General features: G+C 66.8%; 27 protein-coding genes and 1 tRNA gene. 16 read left to right on the plus strand and 12 right to left on the minus strand.

Annotated features, from left to right (window positions below):
* Positions 1-59 precede the first annotated feature (59 nt).
* Genes D4766_RS12400 through D4766_RS12425 form a run of 6 tightly spaced genes read right to left on the minus strand, consistent with a single transcriptional unit; the run spans position 60 to position 5215 of the window.
* Complete coding sequence (locus tag D4766_RS12400) at positions 60-326, minus strand: ATP synthase F1 subunit epsilon (RefSeq protein ID WP_120717726.1); 267 nt, start codon at positions 324-326, stop codon at positions 60-62.
* A 4-nt stretch (positions 327-330) separates the two neighbouring features.
* Positions 331-1803, minus strand: coding sequence for a F0F1 ATP synthase subunit beta (gene atpD, locus D4766_RS12405; protein ID WP_120717727.1), 1473 nt, complete (start codon positions 1801-1803; stop codon positions 331-333).
* A 20-nt stretch (positions 1804-1823) separates the two neighbouring features.
* Complete coding sequence (locus D4766_RS12410; protein ID WP_120717728.1) at positions 1824-2189, minus strand: hypothetical protein; 366 nt, start codon at positions 2187-2189, stop codon at positions 1824-1826.
* Positions 2186-3064 carry a F0F1 ATP synthase subunit gamma gene (locus D4766_RS12415; protein ID WP_120717729.1) on the minus strand — a complete coding sequence of 293 codons (879 nt, stop codon included), beginning with the start codon at positions 3062-3064 and terminating at the stop codon, positions 2186-2188. The genes D4766_RS12410 and D4766_RS12415 overlap by 4 nt, the downstream gene beginning before the upstream one ends.
* Before the next feature lie 30 nt (positions 3065-3094).
* Entirely contained in the window at positions 3095-4624 is a 1530-nt protein-coding gene (gene atpA, locus D4766_RS12420) for a F0F1 ATP synthase subunit alpha (protein WP_120717730.1), read from the minus strand.
* A 36-nt stretch (positions 4625-4660) separates the two neighbouring features.
* On the minus strand, positions 4661-5215 hold the full coding sequence (locus D4766_RS12425) for a F0F1 ATP synthase subunit delta (protein ID WP_120717731.1): 555 nt from the start codon (positions 5213-5215) through the stop codon (positions 4661-4663).
* A gap of 205 nt (positions 5216-5420) precedes the next feature.
* On the opposite strand from D4766_RS12425, the gene scpA reads away from it, so the two are divergent.
* The 6 genes from scpA to D4766_RS12455 all read left to right on the plus strand — a co-directional run bounded on the left by scpA (position 5421) and on the right by D4766_RS12455 (position 11821).
* Positions 5421-7571, plus strand: coding sequence for a methylmalonyl-CoA mutase (gene scpA, locus D4766_RS12430; protein ID WP_120717732.1), 2151 nt, complete (start codon positions 5421-5423; stop codon positions 7569-7571).
* Complete coding sequence (locus D4766_RS12435) at positions 7571-7804, plus strand: DUF4160 domain-containing protein (protein WP_120717733.1); 234 nt, start codon at positions 7571-7573, stop codon at positions 7802-7804. Before scpA ends, D4766_RS12435 begins: the two co-directional genes overlap by 1 nt.
* Positions 7788-8048 carry a DUF2442 domain-containing protein gene (locus tag D4766_RS12440; protein WP_120717734.1) on the plus strand — a complete coding sequence of 87 codons (261 nt, stop codon included), beginning with the start codon at positions 7788-7790 and terminating at the stop codon, positions 8046-8048. Before D4766_RS12435 ends, D4766_RS12440 begins: the two co-directional genes overlap by 17 nt.
* The gene (gene bioB, locus D4766_RS12445) at positions 8045-9067 is read left to right on the plus strand and encodes a biotin synthase BioB (protein ID WP_120717735.1); all 1023 of its coding nucleotides are present in this window, start codon (positions 8045-8047) and stop codon (positions 9065-9067) included. The genes D4766_RS12440 and bioB overlap by 4 nt, the downstream gene beginning before the upstream one ends.
* Positions 9068-9301: 234 nt before the next feature.
* Positions 9302-11353, plus strand: coding sequence for an acetyl-CoA carboxylase biotin carboxylase subunit (locus D4766_RS12450; protein WP_120718225.1), 2052 nt, complete (start codon positions 9302-9304; stop codon positions 11351-11353).
* A gap of 21 nt (positions 11354-11374) precedes the next feature.
* Positions 11375-11821 carry a DUF488 domain-containing protein gene (locus D4766_RS12455; protein WP_120717736.1) on the plus strand — a complete coding sequence of 149 codons (447 nt, stop codon included), beginning with the start codon at positions 11375-11377 and terminating at the stop codon, positions 11819-11821.
* Positions 11822-11833: 12 nt separating this feature from the next.
* Here the strand turns inward: D4766_RS12455 and aroB are convergent, their stop codons facing one another.
* Together aroB and D4766_RS12465 are read right to left on the minus strand one after the other, a co-directional pair.
* Entirely contained in the window at positions 11834-12943 is a 1110-nt protein-coding gene (gene aroB, locus D4766_RS12460) for a 3-dehydroquinate synthase (protein WP_120717737.1), read from the minus strand.
* Complete coding sequence (locus D4766_RS12465; protein ID WP_120717738.1) at positions 12934-13515, minus strand: shikimate kinase; 582 nt, start codon at positions 13513-13515, stop codon at positions 12934-12936. The genes aroB and D4766_RS12465 overlap by 10 nt, the downstream gene beginning before the upstream one ends.
* A gap of 80 nt (positions 13516-13595) precedes the next feature.
* Here D4766_RS12465 and D4766_RS13885 point away from each other — a divergent pair, with 80 nt between their 5' ends.
* The 5 genes from D4766_RS13885 (at position 13596) to D4766_RS12485 (ending at position 19094) form a co-directional block, all read left to right on the plus strand.
* Positions 13596-13736 carry a hypothetical protein gene (locus D4766_RS13885; RefSeq protein ID WP_162935767.1) on the plus strand — a complete coding sequence of 47 codons (141 nt, stop codon included), beginning with the start codon at positions 13596-13598 and terminating at the stop codon, positions 13734-13736.
* Positions 13733-15646 carry a hypothetical protein gene (locus tag D4766_RS12470; RefSeq protein WP_199798089.1) on the plus strand — a complete coding sequence of 638 codons (1914 nt, stop codon included), beginning with the start codon at positions 13733-13735 and terminating at the stop codon, positions 15644-15646. The genes D4766_RS13885 and D4766_RS12470 overlap by 4 nt, the downstream gene beginning before the upstream one ends.
* Before the next feature lie 22 nt (positions 15647-15668).
* Entirely contained in the window at positions 15669-16550 is an 882-nt protein-coding gene (locus D4766_RS12475; RefSeq protein WP_267896428.1) for a tyrosine recombinase, read from the plus strand.
* Positions 16551-16560: 10 nt separating this feature from the next.
* Complete coding sequence (locus D4766_RS12480; RefSeq protein ID WP_120717739.1) at positions 16561-17508, plus strand: acetyl-CoA carboxylase carboxyltransferase subunit alpha; 948 nt, start codon at positions 16561-16563, stop codon at positions 17506-17508.
* A 113-nt stretch (positions 17509-17621) separates the two neighbouring features.
* A complete protein-coding gene (locus D4766_RS12485; RefSeq protein WP_120717740.1) occupies positions 17622-19094 on the plus strand; it encodes a M48 family metalloprotease in 1473 nt (490 codons plus the stop codon).
* A 105-nt stretch (positions 19095-19199) separates the two neighbouring features.
* Here the strand turns inward: D4766_RS12485 and D4766_RS12490 are convergent, their stop codons facing one another.
* Both D4766_RS12490 and D4766_RS12495 read right to left on the minus strand, forming a co-directional pair.
* Positions 19200-19379, minus strand: a complete 180-nt coding sequence (locus tag D4766_RS12490; RefSeq protein ID WP_120717741.1) for a Flp family type IVb pilin — start codon at positions 19377-19379, stop codon at positions 19200-19202.
* Positions 19380-19496: 117 nt separating this feature from the next.
* Positions 19497-19682, minus strand: a complete 186-nt coding sequence (locus D4766_RS12495) for a Flp family type IVb pilin (protein WP_234024806.1) — start codon at positions 19680-19682, stop codon at positions 19497-19499.
* An 86-nt stretch (positions 19683-19768) separates the two neighbouring features.
* Between D4766_RS12495 and D4766_RS12500 the strand changes: the two genes are divergently transcribed.
* The 4 genes from D4766_RS12500 to folE all read left to right on the plus strand — a co-directional run bounded on the left by D4766_RS12500 (position 19769) and on the right by folE (position 22630).
* Positions 19769-20188 (plus strand): (deoxy)nucleoside triphosphate pyrophosphohydrolase, encoded by a 420-nt coding sequence (locus D4766_RS12500; protein WP_325049086.1) that lies wholly within the window; start codon positions 19769-19771, stop codon positions 20186-20188.
* 46 nt (positions 20189-20234) lie between these two features.
* Positions 20235-20311: transfer RNA gene (locus D4766_RS12505), tRNA-Arg, on the plus strand.
* A gap of 166 nt (positions 20312-20477) precedes the next feature.
* Positions 20478-22010, plus strand: a complete 1533-nt coding sequence (locus D4766_RS12510) for a phospholipase D-like domain-containing protein (protein ID WP_234024807.1) — start codon at positions 20478-20480, stop codon at positions 22008-22010.
* On the plus strand, positions 22007-22630 hold the full coding sequence (gene folE, locus D4766_RS12515) for a GTP cyclohydrolase I FolE (RefSeq protein ID WP_120717743.1): 624 nt from the start codon (positions 22007-22009) through the stop codon (positions 22628-22630). The genes D4766_RS12510 and folE overlap by 4 nt, the downstream gene beginning before the upstream one ends.
* Here the strand turns inward: folE and D4766_RS12520 are convergent.
* Together D4766_RS12520 and D4766_RS12525 are read right to left on the minus strand one after the other, a co-directional pair.
* Positions 22624-22968, minus strand: a complete 345-nt coding sequence (locus D4766_RS12520) for a hypothetical protein (protein WP_120717744.1) — start codon at positions 22966-22968, stop codon at positions 22624-22626. The two genes, folE and D4766_RS12520, sit on opposite strands and share 7 nt — an antisense overlap.
* 59 nt (positions 22969-23027) lie before the next feature.
* Positions 23028-23507, minus strand: coding sequence for a peroxiredoxin (locus tag D4766_RS12525; protein ID WP_120717745.1), 480 nt, complete (start codon positions 23505-23507; stop codon positions 23028-23030).
* Positions 23508-23677: 170 nt separating this feature from the next.
* Here D4766_RS12525 and ahcY point away from each other — a divergent pair, with 170 nt between their 5' ends.
* Positions 23678-25102 (plus strand): adenosylhomocysteinase, encoded by a 1425-nt coding sequence (gene ahcY / locus D4766_RS12530; RefSeq protein WP_120717746.1) that lies wholly within the window; start codon positions 23678-23680, stop codon positions 25100-25102.
* Positions 25103-25150 lie beyond the last annotated feature (48 nt).

Here is a 25150-nt window from a genome sequence, read left to right on the forward strand (position 1 = left end):
CCGCAGCCACAGCTGCGTGCGCGCGTCATCGAGCCATCTGCGGATGGCCGAACCCTCCGTCAGGCCGCGTCCTCACCGGCATGCTCGGCGAGCACGGTCAGGCCCGCATCGCCGACTTCGGCGAAACCGCCGCGAACCTCGATGCTCTCCGGCTGGGCGCCCTGGGTCGCATAAATCTGGATCGCTCCGTCGCGGACGGTCGACATGAAAGGCGCGTGGCCCTCCAGCACGCCGAAGTCGCCTTCGGTACCGGGGACGACCACCATGTAGACGTCCTCGGACCGGACCAGCTTCGCCGGGGTGACGAGTTCGAAGTGAAGCGCCATCGCCTCAGGCGTCCTCGGCCAGCTTCTTGGCCTTCTCGACCGCTTCCTCGATCCCGCCGACCATGTAGAACGCGGCTTCGGGCAGGTGATCGTACTCGCCGTCGACGACCGCCTTGAACGAGGCCACGGTGTCTTCGATCTGCACGAACTTGCCCGGGATGTTGGTGAACACCTCGGCCACGTGGAACGGCTGGCTGAGGAAGCGCTGGATCTTCCGCGCGCGCTGGACGGTCAGCTTATCCTCTTCCGACAGTTCGTCCATGCCGAGAATGGCGATAATGTCCTGCAGGCTCTTGTACTTCTGCAGCGTCTCCTGGACGCGGCGGGCGACCGAGTAATGCTCCTCGCCCACGACGCGCGGTTCGAGCACGCGGCTGGTCGAATCGAGCGGGTCGACCGCCGGGTAGATGCCCAGCTCAGAGATCGCGCGAGAAAGCGTCGTGGTGGCGTCGAGGTGCGCGAACGAGGTCGCCGGCGCCGGGTCGGTAAGGTCGTCCGCGGGAACGTAGATCGCCTGCACCGAGGTGATCGAGCCCTTGGTGGTGGAGGTGATGCGTTCCTGCAGGTTGCCCATGTCGGTCGACAGGGTCGGCTGGTAGCCCACTGCCGACGGAATGCGGCCGAGCAGTGCCGACACTTCCGACCCCGCCTGCGTGAAGCGGAAGATGTTGTCGACGAAGAACAGCACGTCCTGCCCTTCCTGGTCGCGGAAGTATTCGGCCATGGTCAGGCCCGACAGCGCGACGCGGGCACGGGCGCCCGGGGGCTCGTTCATCTGGCCGAACACGAGGGCGACCTTGGAACCTTCCGAAGTGGCGTTGCCTTCGGCATCCTTGGCGATGACGCCCGCGTCGAGGAATTCGTGGTAGAGGTCATTGCCCTCGCGCGTGCGCTCGCCGACGCCGGCAAACACCGACACGCCGCCGTGGCCCTTGGCGATGTTGTTGATAAGTTCCTGGATCAGCACGGTCTTGCCGACGCCCGCGCCGCCGAACAGGCCGATCTTGCCGCCCTTGGCGTAGGGGGCGAGGAGGTCGATGACCTTGATGCCGGTAACGAGGATCGACGCGTCGGTCGACTGGTCGATGAAGAGCGGAGCCTCGGCGTGGATGGGCGCGCGCATCTCGGCGTTCACCGGGCCGCGCTCGTCGATCGGCTCGCCGATGACGTTGAGGATGCGGCCGAGCGTCTGCGGGCCGACGGGGACCGAGATCTGCGCGCCGGTGTTGCGCACCGGCTGGCCGCGAGTGAGGCCCTCGGTCGCGTCCATCGCGATCGTGCGGACGGTGTTCTCGCCGAGGTGCTGGGCGACCTCGAGCACGAGCCGGTTGCCGTTGTTGTCGGTTTCCAGCGCGGTCAGGATCGCCGGCAGCTCGCCTTCGAAGGCGACGTCGACGACGGCGCCGATGACCTGGGCGATGGTGCCGCCGGCAGCTTGGTTGGGGGTGGTCTGGTTCAGAACGGGGGCGGTGGCCATGATGTGGGTTTCCTAGTGGCTCAGGAATCTACGTGGTGGGAATTGTGCTCGGCACAGATCGTGGCGGCGTCGACGAGTTTCCACTCGCCGTTCTCGGCCATCAGCGAAGCCTTGTGGCGCAGGTTCTCGTCTTCGCCGACCCCGAATTCGCAATCGACGGTGTCCGAACCCATGCCGGCGCGCTTGCAGACAGAGGTTGCGACCTTTTCCGCATCGGGGCAGGTCTTGGCGAAGACTTGCGCGAACAGACCCTCGTTCGGCGGGGGCAGCGCCGGCTCGGCGGGCGCTGCAGCGACGGTCGGGGTGGGTGCCGGCTCGGGTTCGCCCTGGCCACAAGCGGCGAGGGCGAGGGTCGCCAGCGAAAGGACGACGGCAAGCTTCTTCACAGCGCTTCGGCCCCTGCGATGATCTCGATGAGTTCGGTGGTGATCGCGGCCTGGCGACTGCGGTTGTACTGGATTGTCAGCTTGTTGATCAGCTCGCCCGCGTTGCGCGTGGCGTTGTCCATCGCGGTCATCGAGGCGCCCTGTTCCGAGGCGGCGTTCTCCAGCAGCGCGCCGAAGACCTGCGTCTTCAGGTAGCGCGGTAGCAGTTCGGCAAGGATTTCCTCTTCGTCCGGCTCGTACTCCACTGCGGCGGTGTTCGCCGTATCGACCGCGGTCTTGGCGGGCGCGGGGACGGGGATGATCTGCAGGCGCGTGGGTTCCTGCGTCAGCGCCGACTTGAACTTCGAGAAGAACAGGTGCGCGACGTCGAACTTGTCGGCCTCGTACATGTCCATCAGCTCAGCGACGATCTGCTCGGCCTGCGCGTAGCCCGGATCGCGGACGTCGGTGGTGTCGAACATCTGCGCGATGTTGCTGGGGTGCGCGCGGCGGATCGGCGCGCGGCCCTTTCGGCCCACGAGATAGAACGAGACGTCCTTGCCCTCGGCCTTCAGCTCGCGCGCCTTCAGCAGCGCGGCGCGCACGATGTTCGAGTTGAAGGCGCCGGCCAGCCCCTTGTCGCTGTTGGCGACGACGAGGAGGTGGCGCTGGTCCCGGCCGGTGCCGGCCAGGAGCTTGGGCGCGCTGTCCCCGGTCACCTTGGTGGCGAGGCTTGCCATGACCGCACCCAGCCGTGTCGCATAGGGGCGCGCGGCCTCGGCCGCGGCCTGCGCCTTGCGCAGTTTCGCGGCCGCGACCATCTGCTTGGCCTTGGTGATCTTCTGGGTCGACTTGACCGAGTTGATCCGGCCCTTGAGTTCCTTCAGCGAGGCCATTTCGGCTCCCTAACTAGTCTCTTCGGGGGCTCAGGCGTACTGCTTGGCGAACGCGTCGAGAGCGGCCTTGGTCTTGTCGGCGACCTCGCCCTCGAACTTCTGGCTCGAGCGGATTTCCGCCAGGACATCGGCGTGCTCGGCCCGCATGAAGCTCAGCATCTTGTCCTCGTAGTCGGTGACCTTGTCGACCGGCACGGTGTCGAGATAGCCGTTGGTGCCGGCGAAGATCGACACGGTCTGCTCCTCGAACGGCATCGGCTGGAACTGCGGCTGCTTGAGCAGCTCGGTCAGGCGCGCACCGCGGTTGAGCAGCTTCTGGGTCGAGGCGTCGAGGTCCGAACCGAACTGCGCGAACGCAGCCATCTCGCGGTACTGCGCGAGCTCCAGCTTGATCGAGCCCGACACCTTCTTCATCGCCTTCGTCTGCGCGGCGCCGCCGACGCGGCTGACCGACAGGCCGACGTTGATCGCCGGGCGGATGCCCTGGAAGAACAGGTTGGTCTCGAGGAAGATCTGGCCGTCGGTGATCGAGATCACGTTGGTCGGGATGTAGGCCGACACGTCGCCCGCCTGCGTCTCGATGATCGGCAGCGCGGTGAGCGAACCGCCGCCGTTGGCGTCGGACATCTTCGCCGCACGCTCCAGCAGGCGGCTGTGGAGGTAGAACACGTCGCCCGGATAGGCTTCGCGGCCCGGCGGGCGGCGGAGCAGCAGCGACATCTGGCGATAGGCGACGGCCTGCTTGGACAGGTCGTCGTACACGATCACGGCGTGCATGCCGTTGTCGCGGAAGAATTCGCCCATCGCGCAGCCGGTGTAGGGCGCGAGGTACTGCAGCGGCGCAGGCTCCGAAGCGGTCGCGGCGACGATGATGGAATATTCCATCGCGCCGTTTTCCTCGAGCGTCTTGACGAGCTGCGCGACGGTCGAGCGCTTCTGGCCGACCGCGACGTAGATGCAGTAGAGCTTCTTGCTCTCGTCGTCGCCGGCGTTGACCGTCTTCTGGTTGATGAAGGCGTCGATCGCGACGGCCGACTTGCCGGTCTGGCGGTCGCCGATGATCAGTTCGCGCTGGCCGCGGCCGACGGGCACAAGCGCGTCGATCGCCTTGAGGCCGGTCTGCACGGGCTCGGACACCGACTGGCGCGGGATGATGCCCGGGGCCTTCACTTCGACGCGGCGACGCTCGGTGCTGTCGATCGGGCCCTTGCCGTCGATCGGGTTGCCCAGCGCATCGACGACGCGGCCGAGCAGGCCCTTGCCCACGGGGACGTCCACGATGGTGCCGGTCCGCTTGACGTTGTCGCCTTCCTTGATCTCGGAGTCCGAGCCGAAGATCACGACGCCGACGTTGTCGGCTTCCAGGTTCAGCGCCATGCCCTGCACGCCGTTAGCGAACTCGACCATCTCGCCCGCCTGGACGGTGTCGAGGCCGTGGATGCGGGCGATGCCGTCACCGACCGAAAGCACACTGCCGACTTCCGAGACTTCCGCCTCGGTGCCGAAGTTGGCGATCTGGTCCTTGATGACCTTGCTGATTTCTGCGGCGCGAATTTCCATGATTCTGGCTACCTTATGGAAGACGGGCTGACGCCCTTAGGCCTTCATGGCCTGGGCGAGGGAGTTGAGGCGGGTGCGGATCGATCCGTCGATCCGCTTCGATCCGACGGTGACCACGAGCCCGCCGAGCAGGTCCGGGTCCACCTTCGTGGACAGTTTGACGGTGCGACCCTCGCGCGCGGTCAGCTTCTGGCGAAGCTGTTCGACCTGCGAGTCGGTCAGCGCGTGGGCGCTGGTGACCTGGGCGGTTACCTCGCCCCGCTGGGCGGCGGCGATGGTGTGGAAGGCGCGGGCGACGTCGCCCATCTTGGACAGGCGGCCGTTGGCGGCCAGCGTGCCGAGGAACTTCTTCGTCAGGTCCGACAGGCCGAGCTGGGCGGCGACCGCCTCGATCGCCTTGCCCTGCGCCTCGCGCCCGACGAGCGGGTTGGTCGCAAGGTCGCGCAGATCGGCCGATTCGGCGAGCGCGCGTTCGAGTGTGTCGAGGTCCGATTCGACGGCCGTGACGGTCCCCGCCTCGGCGGCGAGCTCGAACAGCGCCGAGGCGTAACGCCCTGCAAGGCTAGCCTGAATACCGGCGGAAATATCCACGCGCGATGGTCCTCTTGGATCCGGAAAGAACGGTTTTGTCGCCGAGCCGCTGGGTGGGCAGCCGCAAGGCTCCCCGGCAAGGCTGGCGCGCCCCTATCACCGCCCTTGCCGCGATGCAACCGGACCCGGCGCCTTACCGCCAGGCGGACGCCGAAATGCGCGCAATGGCTCGACTTATGGCGGAACGCGGCGTTAAGGGGCGGGCATGACCGAGCCCAAAACGAACGCCGACTGGCAGGCCCTCGCCCAGAAGGAAACGAAGGGCGCGGACCTTTCCTGGCAGACGCCCGAAGGCTTCGCGATCCAGCCGCTCTACACCGCCGATGACGTGCCCGCCGACGGGCCGGGCCTCCCCGGTTTCGCGCCGTTCACGCGCGGGGTGAAGGCTTCGATGTACGCGGGCCGCCCGTGGACCATCCGCCAGTACGCGGGTTTCTCGACTGCCGAGGAATCGAACGCGTTCTACCGCCGCAACCTGGCGATGGGGCAGAAGGGGTTGTCGGTCGCCTTCGACCTTGCGACCCACCGCGGCTACGACAGCGACCACCCGCGCGTGGTCGGCGACGTCGGCAAGGCAGGGGTTGCGATCGACACCGTTGCCGACATGGAGATCCTGTTCGACCAGATCCCGCTCGAGACGATGAGCGTGTCGATGACGATGAACGGCGCGGTGATCCCGGTGCTGGCGTTCTATATCGTGGCGGCAGAGCGGCAGGGCGTGGCGCAGGACCAGCTGTCGGGGACCATCCAGAACGACATCCTCAAGGAGTTCATGGTCCGCAACACGTATATCTACCCGCCCGAACCTTCGATGCGGATCGTGAGTGACATCATCGCCTACACCTCGGCGAACATGCCGAAGTTCAACAGCATCTCGATTTCCGGCTACCACATGCACGAAGCCGGGGCGACCGCGGTACAGGAACTGGCCTTCACCATCGCCGATGGCAAGGAATACGCGACCCGCGCAATGGCCGCCGGGCTCGACATCGACGCCTTCGCCGGGCGCCTCTCGTTCTTCTTCGGCATCGGCATGAACTTCTTCATGGAAGTCGCCAAGCTGCGCGCCGCGCGCACGCTGTGGTGGCGCACGATGGACGGGCTGGGCGCGAAGTCCGAACGCTCGAAGATGCTCCGCACCCACTGCCAGACCAGCGGCGTGAGCTTGCAGGAGCAGGACCCCTACAACAACGTCATCCGCACCACGATCGAGGCGCTGGCATCGGTGCTCGGCGGCACGCAGTCCTTGCATACCAACGCACTCGACGAGGCGATCGCGCTGCCGACCGACTTTTCCGCCCGAATCGCGCGCAACACCCAGCTGGTGCTGCAGGAGGAGACGGGCATCACGAACGTCGTCGATCCGCTCGGCGGGTCGTACTACGTCGAGGCGCTCACGGCCAAGCTGGTCGAGGAAGCCGAGGCGCTGATCGCCGAGGTCGACGCGGCAGGCGGGATGACCGCCTATGTCGCCAGCGGCAAGCCCAAGGCCGCGATCGAGAGCGCGGCGGCCGCCAAGCAGGCCAGCGTCGACCGGGGCGAGACGGTGATCGTCGGGGTGAACAAGTACCGCAAGGCCGAAGAAGACCCGATCGATACGCTCGACATCGACAACCACGCGGTCCGCGATAGCCAGATCGCCCGCCTGAAGCGCGTGCGCTCGACACGCGACGAGGCGGCCTGCCGTGCGGCGCTGAAAGCGCTGACCGCAGGCTGCATCGAGGGCGGCAACCTCCTCGCGCTCGCGGTCGATGCCGCGCGCCACGACGCCACGCTCGGCGAGATCTCCGCTGCGATGGAGGAGGCGTTCGGCCGCTACGGCACCAACCCGACGCCGGTGAAGGGCATCTATTCCGCCGCCTACGAAGGCGACAGCCGCTACGCGCAGGTGGTCGATGGGGTGAAGGCCGTCGAGCGCCGCCTCGGCCGCACGCCCAAGGTGCTCGTCGCCAAGATGGGACAGGACGGCCACGATCGCGGCGCCAACGTGATCGCCAGCGCCTTCGCCGACATGGGCTTCGACGTGGTCAGCGGTCCGCTGTTCCAGACCCCGGCGGAAACCCGCGACATGGCGCTCGAACACGAAGTGGACGCCATCGGCGCGAGCAGCCTTGCCGCCGGACACAAGACGCTGATCCCCGAACTGATCGGGCTGCTGCGCGAAGCGGGGCGGCCGGACATCAAGGTCGTCGCCGGCGGCGTTATCCCGGCCTCCGACTACGATTTCCTGCGCGAGGCGGGGGTACAGGGCATCTACGGCCCGGGCAGCAACGTCGTCGAATGCGCGGCGGATATGCTGCGCCTGCTGGGGCATAACATGCCGCCTGCCGGGGAAGAGCTGGAGGCGGCGGAGTAGTGCCGACCGTCCTGCGGATTGGGGCGTTCCGGTTCTATTTCTACAGCCACGAACCGAACGAGCCGCCGCATGTCCACGTCGATCGCGGCGATGCGACGATCAAGGTCTGGCTCGACAGTTGCGAAGTGGCGAAAAGCCGGGGCTTCCGGGCACACGAGATAGGTGACATTGTGAATCAGGTAACATTGCATCGCGAGATGCTGACGGAGGCGTGGCATGAATATTTCGGCTAAGGTAACCGATGAACGCGTCCTCGACGTGCGCTTCGACGATGCCAGCCTGATCGTCGACCTGATGGACGGACGGACGATTTCGGTCCCGTTGGCATGGTATCCCCGCCTGCTTCGTGCATCGGCGAAAGAACGCGCGACGTGGGAGAAGGCCGGTGCCGGCTACGGAATTCATTGGCCGGGCATTGACGAGGACCTGAGCACCGAAGGCCTGCTGCGCGGCGCTCCGGCCCCGAGGGCGGCATGAACCCCGAACCGACCAGCGTCCGCACCGACTGGACGCGCGAGGAAATCGCCGCGCTGTTCGACCTGCCGTTCACCGAGCTGCTGTTCCAGGCGGCGAGCGTCCACCGCGCAAACCATCCGCCCGCCGAGGTCCAGCTGTGCACGCTGCTCTCCATCAAGACCGGCGGCTGCCCGGAGGACTGCGGCTATTGCTCGCAGTCGGTGAAGGCGGATAGCGGGGTCGAGGCATCGAAGCTGATGGACGTGCGCAGCGTCTTGCAATCCGCCGCGCAGGCCAAGGACAACGGCAGCCAGCGGTTCTGCATGGGCGCCGCCTGGCGCAACCCCAAGGACCGCGACATGCCCGCGATCGTCGAGATCGTGAAGGGCGTCTCCGCGATGGGGCTGGAAACCTGCATGACGCTCGGCATGCTGACGCCGAAGCAGGCCGACATGCTCGCCGAGGCGGGGCTCGACTACTACAACCACAACATCGACAGCAGCCCCGAATACTACGAGCGCGTGATCACCACGCGCACGATGGGCGAGCGGCTCGACACGCTGGGACACGTGCGCGCGGCGGGGATCAACGTGTGTTCGGGCGGGATCGTCGGCATGGGCGAAACGCGCAGCGACCGGGTCGGCTTCGTTCACACGCTCGCCACTCTGCCGCAGCATCCCGAAAGCGTGCCGGTCAACGCGCTGGTTCCGGTCAAGGGCACGGTGCTGGGCGACATGCTGGCCGACACCCCGCTCGCCAAGATCGACGACATCGAGTTCGTCCGCACCGTGGCGGCGGCGCGGATCACGATGCCGCTGTCGATGGTACGCCTCTCGGCCGGGCGCGAGAGCATGAGTGAGGCGACCCAGGCGCTGTGCTTCCTCGCCGGCGCGAACTCGATCTTCACCGGCGACAAGCTGCTGACCGCGCCGAACGCCGGCGACGACAGCGACGCCGCGCTGTTCGCCAAGCTGGGGCTGACGGCGCTGAAGGGTGAAGAGCCGCTGCGGGCGTGCCACGTGGCGGAAGCGGCGGAGTGAGTTTCGCTGATCGTCCGACTGTTTCTCTGACGGGGAAGCTTGGTTGCCTTGTCTATATTCTTGCGGCCACTCCGATCGCAATGTTTTCGCTTGGCACCGTCCTCCTCGGACGGTGCGATCCCGATGGGGGATGTTATTCATACCCCATCTTCTTCCTCATATTCCCAGGCTTCATGCTCCTACTCGCCGTCGGCGGGTTCGTGCTGCTGAGGTGGGTAACTCGGACAACTCATGATGTTCTCTAAAATACTCATCGCCAACCGGGGCGAGATTGCGTGCCGGGTCATCAAGACCGCGCGCCGGATGGGTATCGCGACCGTCGCGGTCTATTCGGATGCCGATGCGCGCGCGCCGTTCGTGCGGATGGCGGACGAGGCGGTGCACATCGGCTCGGCGCCGGCGGGGGAGAGCTATCTCGTCGCCGACAAGATCATCGCCGCCTGCAAGCAAACCGGGGCTGAGGCCGTGCATCCGGGCTACGGCTTCCTGTCCGAGCGCACCAGCTTCGCCGAGGCGCTGGCGAAGGAGGGGATCGCCTTCATCGGTCCGCCGATGAATGCGATCGCCGCGATGGGGGACAAGATCGAGTCGAAGAAGCTGGCGAAGGAAGCGGGCGTGAATGTCGTCCCCGGCTTCGTCGGCGAGATCGAGGATACCGAGCACGCGGTGCGCATCTCGAACGAGATCGGCTACCCGGTGATGATGAAGGCCAGCGCGGGCGGCGGCGGCAAGGGGATGCGCCTCGCCTACACCGAAACCGACGTGCGCGAGGGCTTCGAAAGCGTGAAGCGCGAAGGCCTGAACAGCTTCGGCGACGACCGCGTCTTCATCGAGAAATTCATTCTCAATCCGCGCCACATCGAGATCCAGATCCTCGGCGACCAGCACGGCAACATCCTCTACCTCAACGAGCGCGAGTGCAGCATCCAGCGCCGCCACCAGAAGGTCGTCGAGGAAGCGCCGTCGCCCTTCGTCACGCCGCAGATGCGCAAGGCGATGGGCGAGCAGTGCGTCGCGCTGGCCCGCGCGGTGGGGTATTACAGCGCCGGCACGGTCGAACTGATCGTCAGCGGCGCGGACCCGACGGGGGAGAGCTTCTACTTCCTCGAAATGAACACGCGCCTGCAGGTCGAACACCCGGTGACCGAAGCCATCACCGGCATCGACCTCGTCGAACAGATGATCCGCGTGGCGGCGGGCGAGAAGCTGGCTTTCACGCAAGCCGACATCGGCATCGACGGCTGGGCGATCGAGAACCGCGTCTATGCCGAAGACCCCTATCGCGGGTTCCTGCCGAGCACCGGGCGGCTCACCCGCTACCAGCCGCCGGTCGAGGGCTGGACCGATGACGGCGACGCCAACGGCCGCCGCGGCGTGGACGGCGTGCGCGTCGACGACGGCGTGTACGAAGGCGGCGAGGTCTCCATGTTCTACGACCCGATGATCGCCAAGCTGGTGACCTGGGGCGCGACCCGCGACGAGGCCGCCGATCTGCAGGTCGCCGCGCTCGACGCGTTCGAGATCGAGGGGCTGGGCCACAACGTCGATTTCCTCTCCGCCATCATGCAGCACCCGCGCTTCCGCAGCGGCGAACTCACCACCGGCTTCATTGCCGAGGAATACCCGGAAGGCTTCCAGGGCGCCGAGACGGACACGCGCACCGTCGGCGTGCTCGCCGCAGTGGCGGGCGCGATCGCGACTGCCGACGCCGACCGCGCGCGCCGGATCGACGGCCAGCTCGGCGACGAGAGAGCCGCGCCCGGCGACTGGTCGGTCCGCGTTGGCAAGGAGGACCATGTTGTCGCTTTGGAGGAGGACGCGATCACCGTCGACGGCCACCCCGTCGCGATCGCGATGGAATACACCCCCGGCGATCGCTTCGTTTCGGTCGAGCTCTACGAAACCAACGACGACGATGAGGCGGAGCCGCTCGAGACCTACGGCATTCAGCTCAGCCCGAACCGCACCGGCTACCGGATGACCACGCGCGGCGCGAAGCACGATGTCCGCATCCTGCCCGCCCACGTCGGCGGGTACGCGCAGCACATGATCGAAAAGGTGCCGCCGGACCTCAGCAAATTCCTCATCTGCCCGATGCCGGGCCTGCTGGTTGCGCTGCATGTGTCGGAGGGCGAGGAGGTCCAGCCCGGCCAGCCGCTCGCCACGGTGGAGGCGATGAAGATGGAAAACATCCTGCGCGCCGAGAAGTCGGGCACGGTCAAGACCATCAACGCGGCGCAGGGCGATAGCCTGGCGGTGGACGAGGTTATCCTCGAACTCGAGTAGCTTGCGCCCTATATCGGACAGATGGCGACGATCTTCACCATCGGGTACGAGCAGGCGACGCAGGCCGCGCTGGTCGCGGCGCTGGCGGGGGCCGGGGTCGAGGTGCTGGCCGACATCCGTTACCTGCCGCTGTCGCGGCGGCCGGGGTTTTCGAAGTCGGGCCTGAAGGCCGCGGTCGAGGAAGCGGGCATCGCCTACCGCCACTTCCGCCACCTCGGCACACCCGCCGAAGGGCGCGCGGCGGCACGGCGCGGGGACCACGGCGAGCTCGCGCGCATCTATGCCGGGCAACTCGAACTGCCCGAGGCGCTGGCGCAGATGGCGGAAATCCGCGACCTCGCGGAAACGAAGCGGGTCGCGCTGCTATGCTACGAACGCGCCGCAGCCGAGTGCCATCGGTCGCTGTTGTTCGACGCGCTGTTCGCCGATTTCAAGCGAGTCGACCTCGAACCGGAACTCGTCGTCTAGCCGGGCCGGCGCTCAATGCGCGCGCAGTTCCTCGTCGAGGAACGCGGCGATATCGGCAAGGTCGACGTTCTTCGCGAGAAACGCATCGCCGATCCCTCGCAGCAGTACGAAGGGCAGGGTCCCTGCATCCATCTTCTTGTCGTGCAGCATATGGTCCGCCAGCCGCCGCCCGTCGCAATCGAGACCCAGCGCCGCGATCTCGGACGGCAATCCCGCCGCATCGACCGCGCGGGTCACCGCCGCCGCATCGTCGATCCCGACGAGGCCGATCCGTTCCGAATAGCGGGCGGCCAGCACCATCCCCAGCGCCACCGCCTCGCCATGCAGCAGGCGGTCCGAGAACCCGGTTTCCGCCTCCAGCGCATGACCGAAAGTATGCCCGAGATTGAGCAGCGCCCGCCGACCCGTCGTCTCGCGTTCGTCCTCGGCCACGATCGCGGCTTTCATCGCGACGCAGTGGGCGACTGCGCGTTCGAGCGGGTTTTCGCGCAAGGCGAGCGCATCGCTGCCGAATTCGGCGAGCCAGGTGCAGAATTCGGCATCCCCCAGCACGCCGTATTTCAGCACTTCGGCGTACCCGGCACGCAATTCGCGCGCCGGCAGGGTCTCGAGCGTGGCAAGATCGGCCAGCACCAGCGACGGTTGATGAAACGCCCCGACGAGGTTCTTGCCCGCCGCCGTATTGATCGCGGTCTTGCCCCCGACCGAGCTGTCGACCTGTGCCAGAAGTGTGGTCGGCAGCTGGACGAAACCGCACCCCCGCTTGAGGATGGCGCAGGCAAAGCCGGTGAGATCGCCGACGACCCCTCCGCCCAGTGCCAGCACATGGTCGCCGCGCTCGACACCATGCGCGAGCAGCCAGTCGACGAGCGATGCAAGTCCCTCCCAGCTCTTGGAGTTTTCCCCCGGCGCGACTTCATACACCGCGGCCGTCCGGCCGGTCGCGGCAAGCCCCGCCTCCAGCCGTCGGCCGTGCATCGCCCACGCATTCGCGTCCGCCACGACCGGCACATGCTCCTTGCGCAGGAACGGCGCGGCGAGATCGCCCGCCTGCTCCAGCAGACCGCGCGCCACGTGCACGTCGTATCCGCGTCCCGACAGGGCAACCGGGATCACAGCCATCGGTCGATCGCCTCCACGATGCGCAGCGCCGTATCGAGATGCGGACCCTCGTCGCTCGTTACCCGTATCGGCGCCTCGGCGTATAACGGCTCCCGCTCAGTCTTGAGACGGCCGAGAATTTCGGCCGGGTGCCCGGTATTGAGCAGCGGGCGATGGGACTTGCGGGAAGTGCGCGCGACGAGGGTATCGAGATGCGCGTCGAGCCAGACGGCAACCCCCTGTTCGAGGATCAGCGCCCGCGTTTCCGGATCGACGAAAGCCCCGCCGCCGGTTGCGATCACACCGCGGCGTTCCTCCATCAGGCGCGCGATCACGCGCCGTTCTCCGTCGCGGAAATACGCCTCGCCGAAGCGTTCGAAGATCTCGCCGATGGACATCGCCGCCGCTTGCTCGATCTCGGCATCCGCGTCGACGAAGTCGCTCTTCAGGAGGGCGGCGAGTTTCTTGCCGACCGTGGACTTGCCGACACCCATCAGGCCGACCAGCACCACCGGCCGGTCGAGCCGGCGGGCGAGGGCGGCGATCTCGGTATCGCTTGGCCCCGGATGTCCTGCGGATGCGGCGGAGTGCATTGCCGCTCGGCCTATAGATGGGCTAGGGCGCGTGCAACCATGCATACGGGCACGCAATTCGGTCGGGAAGGGTCGCGCTGATGGCGCTGGAGAAACGGCGGATCGGCTGGATCGCGGGCACAATCGTCGTCGCGCTGCTCGCCTATGCCTGGGTCGACGGCGGGGAGGAGCCGCTGCGCCCGATCGTCGAGCCCGTACCCGTTCCGGAGCACGTGCGATGAAATTGTTGCATCTGGCCGCGGGCGCCGCCGCGCTGGCTCTCGTATCGGGGCTGGCCGTGGCGCAGAGCGCGCCCGAATCGATCCTGCCGCCGGGTTACGACAACCCCGCACCGGCACCGGCGCCCGCACCCACGCCCGCGCCGCGGCCGACCCCCGCACCGCGGCCCGCCAGCCCGGCACAGGACCAGGCTCCGGCGACCACCTCGAGCCCTGTCGTCCAGCCGATCCCGCGCTCCGGTTCCGCCTCGTCGGCGCCCGCCGCGTCCGCAGCCTCGACGGCTCTGGGACGCGACCTGCCGACGCTGGCCGAGCTGGAGCGAATGTCGACCGACGAGCTCGACGAACTGCTCGGCCTGAAGCCCAAGGTCGACATTCCGCCCGCCGCGCGCCGCTCGCTCGCCGAAGTGGGCATACTTTCGCCGGCCGAGGGCGGGCTGCCGACACGATCGCTCGCCAATCAGCCGGCGTCCCTCGTCCGCGCGGCGCTGAGCGGCACGACCCGGCCGCTCGTCTCGCGCTGGGGCCACATCCTGCTGCGCCGCGCGCTCGCCAGCCGGCTCGCCGCCCCGCAAGGCATGGACCCAGCCGAGTTCGCCGCGCTGCGCGTCGCCGCGCTCAATGCGATGGGCGAATTCGTCGCGGCGCGCGCGGTGGCGCAGGACGTCGATACCGCGAACTGGAACCCGCGGCTGACCGCGGCTGCGCTCGACGCGTATATCGGCACGGCCGATCTCACCGGCGCCTGCCCGGCGGTACGGCTGCAGGGCAACGTGCGCGAGGACGGCAACTGGCGCCTGTTCCAGGGCATCTGCAATGCCTATTCGGGCGAAGGCGCGCGGGCCAAGGCCGATCTCAACCGAGTGCGCAGCCGGGGCCAGGCAGCCAGCATCGATGCGCTGCTGGCGCAGCGTTTCGCGGGCGCCGCGGGGCGGGGCCGCAATGCCGTGACCATCGAATGGAACGGGGTGGAGGAACTCACGCCGCTGCGCTTCGCGCTGGCGAACGCGGTGGGCGAACCGGTGCCGGAAGGTTTGCTCGAGAACGCGAGCCCTTATTACAGCCGGGTGATGGCGACGGCCCCGATGCTCGGGCTGCCGCAACGCATCGCGGCGGCTGAACGGGCAGGGCGCGAGGGCATCCTGTCGTCCTCCGCGATGATCGACCTTTATTCCCAGCTTCATGCCGAACAGGTTGTCGAAGGACCGGCCGCCACCACCGCCGACCGCTTGCGCCAGGCCTACGTTGGCGCGGACGCCGCCGCACGGCTGGCTGCGATCCGCGACGTTTGGAACGGGACGGGCGACACGGCCGGGGCGAACGGCGGCGGCGCGGCGGGGGCCATCGATTACGCTCGGCTGGTCCTCACCGCCTACGCCTCGGCGCGGCTCGAACCGAGTGATGATTATGCCGACGACGCACCAAACCTCATCGCCGCGATGCTCGCCGCCGGGCTCGAGCGCGATGCGCTGCGCTGGGGCGAGGTGGTTCCGCAAGGGGGGCAGGCCTGGGCGCAGCTGGTCTTCGCCGCGCCCGGACGCCGCGATGCGGTGTCGGACGGGGCCATCGACGATTTCGTCGGCGACGACGGCAGCGCCGACAAGCGCAAGTCCCAGTTTCTCGTCGCCGGGCTGGCTGGCCTCGGCCGAATGGACGAGGGTTCGGTCGCCGGATATTCCAGCGACCTCGGCATGAGCCTAGGGTCGCAGACGCGCTGGACACAGGCCATCGACGCGGCCGCCGCGGTGGACAACCAGGCGCTGGTCGCCTTTCTCGCCGGCCTCGGCATGCAGGGCGAGGGGTGGGATCGGATGACCGCCCGACACCTCTACCACATCGTCGCGGCGCTGAACCGCGTGGGCCTCTCCGCCGAGGCGCGCATGATCGCGGCGGAGGCCGTGGCGCGCGGGTGATCGCGCGAAAAGGCCGCGTCCGGTGACCGCCATCGACGAGTTCCTGTCGATGCTCGCCGCCGAGCGCGGGGCGGCAGCGAACACGCTTTCGGCCTATCGGCGCGATCTCGAAGGGGCCGAAGCGGCGATCGGCGATCTGGCTGCGGCCGACGGGACGGCGCTCGCCCGGCTGGGGCAGGCGTGGTCGGAGTTGGCCCCTTCGACGGCGGCGCGCAAATCGTCGGCTCTCCGCCAGTTCTACGGCTTTCTCGTCGACGAAGGTCTGCGCGAAGACGACCCGGGCTCCGCCCTGCCGCGACCCGCCCCCCGGCGACCGTTGCCCAAAGTCCTGACCCATGCCGAGGTGGAGGCGCTGTTCGGGCGTGCCGAGGACGAGGCTTCTGGCGATCGCCCGGCGGCGATACGGCTGCTGGCTTTGCTGGAACTGCTCTACGGCTCGGGCTTGCGTGCGACCGAACTGGTGTCGCTACCCCTGTCCGCCGTCCCGCGCGATGCGCCGCTGCTGACCGTGACCGGCAAGGGCGGGCAGGCGCGGATGGTGCCAGTCGGGGGGCGCGCCCGAACGGCCCTTTCGCGGTGGCTGGCGGTGCGGCCCGCGGGCGGACGCCATGTGTTTCCCTCGACGGCCAAGTCGGGCCACCTTTCGCGGGTGCGCCTGTTCCAGCTCGTCAAGGAACTCGCCCTGCGCGCCGGCATCGCGCCGGAGCGGGTGAGCCCGCACGTCCTGCGCCACGCGTTCGCGACCCATCTGCTGGAGGGCGGGGCGGACCTGCGCGTGTTGCAAACCCTGCTCGGCCACGCCGACATCGCGACAACGCAGATCTACACCCACGTCGATTCGGCCCGGCTGGTGGCGCTGGTCAACGAACGCCACCCGCTTGCGCGCGGCGGCGCACGCGCCTAGCTGCCGCCGGATGCAATCCTATCTCGAATTCGAGAAGCCGGTCGCCCAGCTCGACAAGCGGATCGAGGAACTGCGCGCCGCGTCCGAGGGCGACGATGTCGATATCTCGGCCGAGCTCGCTCGCTTGGAGGCGAAGAGCGCCGAGCTTCTTGCCTCCACCTACGCCTCGCTGACCCCATGGCAGAAGACGCAGGTCGCCCGGCATCCCGCGCGCCCCCACTTCCGCGATTTCGTCGAGCATATCTTCGACGAATTCGTGCCGCTCGGCGGAGACCGGCTGTACGGCGACGACCAGGCGATCATGGGCGGCCTCGCCACGCTGGGCGATCGCAAGGTCGTGCTGATCGGCCACGAGAAGGGTCACGATACCGAGACGCGGATTCGCCACAACTTCGGGATGGGCAAGCCCGAAGGATACCGCAAGGCGATCCGCCTGATGGAACTCGCCGGGCGCTTCGGGCTGCCAGTCGTCACGCTGGTCGACACCTCGGGCGCGTTTCCGGGCATCGAGGCGGAAGAACGCGGGCAGGCCGAAGCCATCGCTCGCGCGACCGAGGCATGCCTTGCGCTGCCGGTGCCGATGGTCGCCGCGATTGTGGGCGAAGGCGGATCGGGCGGTGCGGTCGCGCTGGCGAGTGCCGAGCGGGTGCTCATGTTCGAGCATGCCGTCTATTCGGTCATCTCGCCGGAAGGGTGCGCGTCGATCCTCTGGCGCACGGCCGAGAAAGCGCCCGAGGCGGCCGAGGCCATGAAAGTCACTGCGCAACATCTCGAGCGGCTGGGCGTGATCGACCGGATCGTGCCCGAGCCGGTGGGCGGCGCTCATCGCAATCCCGCCGCGGCCGCCGCGGCGCTCGGCGAAGCGATCGGCGAGGAACTGGATGCGCTTGCCGGACTGGGTCCTGACGCCCTCCGGCGCCTGCGCGAGGAACGCTTCCTGACCATCGGCGGCAACTGAGTACAGCGACCCCGCTTAGGGGAACCAAGCCCGCCCCGAACGGGTTTCCAAGGCCATACATGCAATCTCGCGGCGAGGGGTGGACCGCCGCATGGCCCTTGGAGACAGTTCCCATGAAACGATTCGTACCCGCGCGCCACGCCGCGCTATACCTCAGTGCGGCAGCCCTAGCCGTCGGCGGTTGCGCGACGACGGGTCCGGCCGTGGCCCAGTCGAACACCGGGATCACTGCTGCCGAAGCACGTCAGGGTGCCGAGGCGAACCCGCAGCTGTTGCAGGAGTTCGGCGGCCGGATGACCGGCCCCCAGGCCCAGTATGTGGAGCAGGTCGGCAAGAACATCGCCATCCAATCGAGCCTGTCGAACGCGCGCGACGCCTTTACCGTGTCGCTCCTCAACAGTTCGGTGAACAACGCCTTCGCGATCCCCGGCGGCTACATCTACACCACGCGCCAGCTGGTCGCGCTGATGAACAACGAGGCGGAACTCGCGGGCGTGCTCGGGCACGAGGTCGGCCACGTGGCAGCCCGCCACTCGCAAAAGCGCCAAAGCCGCGCGACGCAGAACGGCATCCTCGGAGTGCTCGGACAGGTTCTCGGTTCGGTCGTCGGTGGCGGCTTCGGCAACCTGATTTCGCAAGGGTCGCAGTACGCCACGCAGTACTACACCCTCAAATTCTCGCGCAGCCAGGAGAATCAAGCCGATGCGCTCGGTGTGCAGTACCTGACCCGCGCGGGGTATGATCCGCACGCGATGGCGACCGTCCTGCAGAGCCTCGCGAACCAGAACGCGCTCGACGCCGCGCTGCAGGGCCGGGGTGCCAGCAGCACACCGGCGTGGGCCTCCACCCACCCCGATCCGGCGAGCCGGGTGCGGACGGTCAACAACCTTGCGGGTAGCCGCACGGGCATCACCAATCGCGACACCTTCCTCGCGCGGATCGACGGGCTTACCTATGGCGACGATCCGCGGCAGGGCGTGATCGAGGGCAACCAGTTCATCCATCCCGACCTGCGGCTGAGCTTCAGCGCCCCGTCGGGCTTCTACCTGATGAACGGCACCGATGCCGTGTCGATCAACGGGCAGAGCGGGCAGGCGCAGTTCAAGGGAGGCGCCTACAACGGCAACCTCGAAACGTACGTAAGGCAGGCGTTCGCAGGGCTGAGTCAACAGCAGCAGATCGCGCCGCAGAACCTGCAGCGCACCACGATCAATGGCATTCCCGCCATGATCGGACAGGCACGCGTCAATTCGGGCAACGGGCAGGTAGACGTGACCGTGGTCGCCTACGAGTTCTCGAACAATCAGGCGTATCACTTCGTCACGATCAGCCAGGCGGGTCGTTCGGCCGTCTTCAACCCCATGTTCCAGTCGATGCGGCGGATCACGTCGTCGGAAGCAGCGCAGGTGATCCCGCGGGTCATCGACGTGGTGACAGTCGGCAGCAACGACACCGTCCAGTCGCTGGCGGCGCGGATGGCCTATACCACGGCGCAGGAGCAGCGTTTCCGGGTGCTCAACGGCCTGAGTTCGGCCGAGCGCGTGGTGCCGGGACAGAAGGTGAAGCTCGTCGTACGCTCGCGCTGACGGCAACCGGCGTCGCTCCGGCGGCGCCGTTTCCGGCAATCGCCCAAACGAAAAAGGGCGGCGGGATCGCTCCCGCCGCCCTTCTCTTGTTTCGGTCGTGACCGATTAGCAGGCGGTGCCCGTGCCGGCCATGCAGGTCGAAACCTTGGTGAAGGTGCCGGTCAGCTGATTGCCGAGGCCCTGCATCGCGGCGATCGCGGCAACCGCGATGAGAGCGGCGATTAGGCCGTATTCGATGGCGGTCGCGCCGTTTTCGTCACGGGCGAGAGTCTTGATGAACTGCATGTGATGTCTCCTGTTTGATCTTCGCATTACCCCGCCCTTGCCGCACCCAATTAACGGCTTCGGGCTATCGTGCTTTTACGGAGAGGTGATTGAAAATTTCCTAACCGCAAAACCCAATCACTTGGTCGTGGCCTTCTGCATCTTGTCCGCCGTGTCATTCCACATGTTGGTCGTGACATTTCCGAAGTTCTGGATTGCCGCGACCATCGCGAGGAAGATGAGGGACAGTATCAGGCCATATTCGACGGCGGTCGCGCCCGAGATGTCGCTGGCAATGGCCCTTATGAGCTTGCGCATCGGCATTGGTTGTTCCCGTTCCATCGGCTACTGCCCGACGAGCGCCGTTTTGGGTCCGACCCGTTAAGAAAAGGTTGCAGCAAGGCCTCGAAGTGGAAAAACCTCCGACAATTCTGATGGTCGTCGCGGTCGCGCTGACCAACGGTGAAGGCCGGTTCCTGCTGCAACGGCGACCGGCCGGAAAGCAGCACGGGGGCCTGTGGGAGTTTCCCGGCGGCAAGGTCGAACCTGGCGAAACCCCGCGCGCTGCGCTCGTCCGCGAGGTTAACGAGGAGTTGGGCATCGCGCTTGACCCGGGCGCGATCCAGCCGGCTGCGTTTGCCGACGGAGCTGCGGCGACACACGAGGGCGGCATCGTCATCCTGTTTTACAGCTGTCGGCGCTGGCAGGGAAAACCCGTAGCAACGGATGGGGCGACGATCGGCTGGTTCGCGCCAGGCGAGGCGGCCCGGCTCGCGATGCCGCCACTCGATATCGAACTCCTGGCCCAGTTGTCGGGAGGCGGCGGATAGGTGTTGCCAAGCCGGTTTCGCCTGCCTATGTGCCGCCCTCCAGTGCGCGCCCGTAGCTCAGCTGGATAGAGCATCAGACTACGAATCTGAGGGTCGGACGTTCGAATCGTTCCGGGCGCGCCAACATTTCAGGCCGGTCTCCATCGCGGAGGCCGGCCTGAAATGTTTCAGGGCTGCCGCTTGCGCCGTTCACCCCGATGCGTCAGGCAGCGGTGATCCGCTGTCTTTCGGAACCTTGCGCGGCATCGCGAGGTTCCTCTCGGCAGCCGCAGAGGCAAGGGGGGGAAGATTGGCCCAAGAGCCAAAGTCCGAAATCGAATTCGACGACGAATCGACCGAGAAGGGGGTCTGGCGGTTCGCCAGGGCCGAGCGTGCGAGCGTCATCATCGATGCGGAAGATTACTTCGCCCTGATGCAGCAGGCGATGTTGAAGGCGAAGCTCCGCATTTTTCTAGTCGGATGGGACTTCGATACCCGCATCCATCTTGCCGTCGGAAGGCGCTGGTTCAGCCGCCTGTTCCGACGCAACCATCCGCGCCGTCTCGGCAGCTTCCTCATGTGGCTCGCGCGAAAGCACAAGCCGCTCGAGATCCGCATCCTCAAGTGGAGTTTCGGCATCTTCCAGTTCGCCAAGCGCGGATACATGCTGATCGATATCCTCCGCATGGCCAGCTATAAGGGGATCACGTTCAAGTTCGATACCCATCACCCTGTGGGCTGCAGCCATCATCAGAAGATCGCCGTTCTCGACGACCGGCTGGCGGTCTGCGGCGGGATCGACATGACCCAGGATCGCTGGGACACGCGCGAGCATATCGAGCACGACCGGCGGCGGCGTCGTCCGCACGGGTTCAAGTACGGCCCGTGGCACGACGCCACGATGATGATGGAAGGTGAGGTCGCACGGCAATTGGGCTGCCTCTCCCGCGAACGCTGGCATCGCGCCGGCGGCGAGCAGCTGAACGAGGTCCAGATTCCGGACGACAGCCTCTGGCCGGAAAAGCTGCCCGTCATGTTCGAGAATGTCGAGATCGGCATCGCGCGCACGCGGGCGAAGTACAAGGAACTGCCCAAGGTCGACGAGATCGAGGACCTGCTGCTCGCCCAAATCGCCGGCGCGAAGAAGTTCATCTACTCCGAGAACCAGTACCTCACCTCGAACAAGATCGCCGACGCGCTGGCCAAGCGCCTCGCGGAGGACGACCCGCCAGAGATCGTGCTGGTCCAGCCGATGACGGCCGACGGCTGGCTCGAACAACAGGCGATGGATCACGCCCGCGCCTGCCTGCTTCGCGGCTTGCACGAATGCGACCACAAGAATCGCTTTGGTTTGTTCGTGCCGCATACCGGCGAGAAGCCGATCTACGTCCACGCCAAACTCACCATTTTCGACGACACCATCCTCCGGATCGGCTCGGCGAACTGGAACAACCGGTCGATGGGGCTCGATTCGGAGTGCGATGTCTTCATCGACTGCGAGAGGCCCGGCAACGCCGACGCATGCCACCAGATCGCCGCTGTTCGTCGTTCGCTTCTGGCGGAGCACTGCGGAATGGAAGAGGACGAGGTGGAGCGCTTGCTCACCGCCGATCCGTCGATGCTCAAGCTGATCGCCGAGCACGGCCAGAAGAACAGCCGCACCCTGCAACCTTTTCAGATCCCCGAGCTCAACGAGATCGAGGAAACGCTGGCAGGCTCGCAGCTTCTCGATCCGGAGGAACCCGACGAGATGTTCGAACCGTTTGCCGGCGGCGGCCTGCTTAAGAAGGGCAGCTTTATCGGCCGCGCCTACAACCGCGCGAAGAAAGGATTCCGCAAATGAGCAGTCTAGTCGGACCCGACGAAGACGATCCCGTATCCCGCGATGGTACGACGAAACCGCCGGTGCCGGAACACGTGCAGGCGGCGATCCGGACGCTCATCGAATGGGCTGGCGACGATCCGGCGCGGGAAGGCCTGCTCGATACGCCCAGCCGCGTCGCGCGGGCGTGGAAGGAATACTGCCTCGGCTATACCGAAGACCCGTCGATCTATCTCGGCCGGGTGTTCGAGGAGGTCGGCGGCTACAACGATATCGTGCTGCTCAAGGACATCCCGTTCCAGAGCCACTGCGAACATCACATGGCCCCGATCATCGGCAAGGCGGCAATCGCCTACCTGCCGACCGATCGCGTGGTCGGCATCAGCAAGCTCGCGCGTGTGCTCCACGGATTTGCCCGCCGGTTGCAGGTTCAGGAACGCCTGACCGCCGAGGTCGCCGACTGCATCTGGGACCATCTGCAGCCGCAGGGCGTCGCGGTGGTGATCGAGGCGAGCCACGCGTGCATGACGGCGCGCGGCGTGCGAACGCCGGGCGTCTCGATGATCACGAGCCGGATGATGGGCACGTTTCTGGAAGATCCCCGCAGCCGCGAGGAAGTGCTCAAGCTGATGGGTTACTGAGCGAACGCACTCGCGCCGGGCACATGGGCGCACGCGGCGGGCGCGGTTGCCGCCAGCGCGAGATTGGTCGCCATCAGACAGGTCAGCGCCGCCATGCAGGCCAGCGCGCACAGTTCGACGCGGCGGGCCGCGCGGGGTGCCAGCATCGCTATAAGCAACCGGGTCGCACTGGCGATGACGGCAGCTTGCAGGAAACCGCCGGCGATCGCCGTGTCGCCGAGAAGAGCGGAAACGACCGCGCCGATCAGCGCGGCCGCCGCCATCCCCGTCCACGCGACCGGAGCCGCGAGGCGAGCGGAAAGCGGGAGGGCGGGGCGATCGAGATACAGGCCGGTCATTCTCCGGCGCATAGCCCGCACGGGTTAAGGAACCGTTGCTCCGCGCCTCCCGCTCGTCGTCAGAGCTGTCCGAGCATGTGGTCGGCGCTGGATACCGAGAAATCGCCCGGGGCCTCGACGTTCAGTTCCTTGACCACGCCGTCTTCGACGATCGCCGACCAGCGCTGGCCGCGCTTGCCCATGCCGAAGCCCGATCCGTCCATGGTGAGCCCCATCGCCTCGGCGAATTCGCCGTTGCCGTCGGCCAGCATCGTGATGTCGTCGGATCCCGTCGCCTTGTTCCAGGCGCCCATGACGAACGCGTCGTTGACCGCGGTGCCGACGATCTCGTCGACGCCCTTCGACTTCAGGTCGGCTGCCTTTTCCACATAGCCGGGCAGGTGGCGCGCCGAACAGGTCGGGGTGAAGGCGCCGGGCACGGAGAACAGGGCGACCTTCTTGCCCTTGAAATATTCGGCGCTCTGCACCGCTTCGGGGCCGTTCTCGGTGGCCTTGACCAGCTTCACGTCGGGCAGGGTGTCGCCCACTTGGATCGTCATCGAAGAATTCCTTTCGCTGTCCCGTCCGTCCGCCGCCCGAGATAGCGAAGCGCGACTTGCGCGCAAGGTCGGGCGCGCCTGGCGGCACATATAAAGGAAGCTTTATATTTGCCTTGGCGGGATACCGGCGCTAGGGCGCGGGCAACCTGAATTCCCCGGAGACAAGACCAGTGGCCACTACCGCCGAAACGACCGCCCGCGACTATGTCATCAAAGATATAGGCCTTGCCGACTACGGCCGCGACGAGATCGCGATCGCCGAGACCGAGATGCCTGGCTTGATGGCGCTGCGCGAGGAATACGGCGCGTCGCAGCCGCTCAAGGGCGCGCGTATCACCGGCAGCCTGCACATGACCATCCAGACCGCGGTGCTGATCGAGACGCTTGTCGCGCTGGGCGCCGAAGTGCGCTGGGCGACCTGCAACATATTCTCCACCCAGGACCACGCCGCCGCCGCGATCGCTGCGCAGGATATCCCCGTCTTCGCCGTGAAGGGCGAGAGCCTCGCCGAATACTGGGACTACGTCGGCCGCATCTTCGACTGGTCGAGCGAAGGCGATCCGGATCTCACCTGCAACCTCATCCTCGACGACGGCGGCGACGCCACGATGTTCGCGCTGTGGGGCGCGCGGGTCGAGGCGGGCGAGGACCTGTTCGAGCCCTCGAACGCCGAGGAAGTCGAATTCGTTCGCGCGCTGAAGGCGTTCCTCAAGGCGAAGCCCGGCTACCTCTCCGCCAGCGTCAAGGCGATCAAGGGCGTTTCGGAAGAGACGACCACGGGCGTCCATCGTCTCTATAGCCTCGCCAAGCAGGGCAAGCTGCCGTTCCCCGCGATCAACGTGAACGACAGCGTGACCAAGTCGAAGTTCGACAACCTCTACGGCTGCCGCGAATCGCTGGTCGACGCGATCCGCCGCGCGACCGACGTGATGCTGTCGGGCAAGGTCGCCTGCGTTGCCGGCTACGGCGACGTCGGCAAGGGTTCCGCCCAGAGCCTGCGCAATGGCGGTGCGCGCGTGCTGGTGACCGAGATTGATCCGATCTGCGCGCTGCAGGCGGCGATGGAAGGCTACGAAGTCGTGACGATGGAGGAAGCGGTGACCCGCGCCGACATCTTCGTGACCACCACCGGCAACGAGGACGTGATCACCGCCGAGCACATGAAGGCGATGAAGCCCATGAGCATCGTGTGCAACATCGGTCACTTCGACAGCGAGATCCAGATCGGCGCGCTCGACAATTACGAGTGGAAGGAAGTGAAGGCGGGCACCGACCTCGTCACTTTCCCCGACGGCAAGCAGATCATCGTGCTCGCCAAGGGCCGGCTCGTGAACCTCGGCTGCGCCACTGGCCACCCGAGCTTCGTGATGAGCTGCAGCTTCACAAACCAGACCTTGGCGCAGATCGAGCTGTTCACCAAGGGCGGCGAATACGGCAACGACGTCTATGTCCTGCCCAAGCACCTCGACGAAAAGGTCGCAGCCCTGCACCTCGACAAGCTGGGTGTGAAGCTGAGCAAGCTGACGAAGGAACAGGCCGATTACATCGGCGTGCCGGTGGAAGGGCCGTTCAAGCCCGATCATTACCGCTACTGACGCTGCCGGCCGAGGTTGCATCGGCGCGGCAGCGCGCATAGCTGCCGC

Origin of the sequence: Tsuneonella amylolytica, assembly GCF_003626915.1 — a bacterium.
Lineage (GTDB): Bacteria > Pseudomonadota > Alphaproteobacteria > Sphingomonadales > Sphingomonadaceae > Tsuneonella > Tsuneonella amylolytica.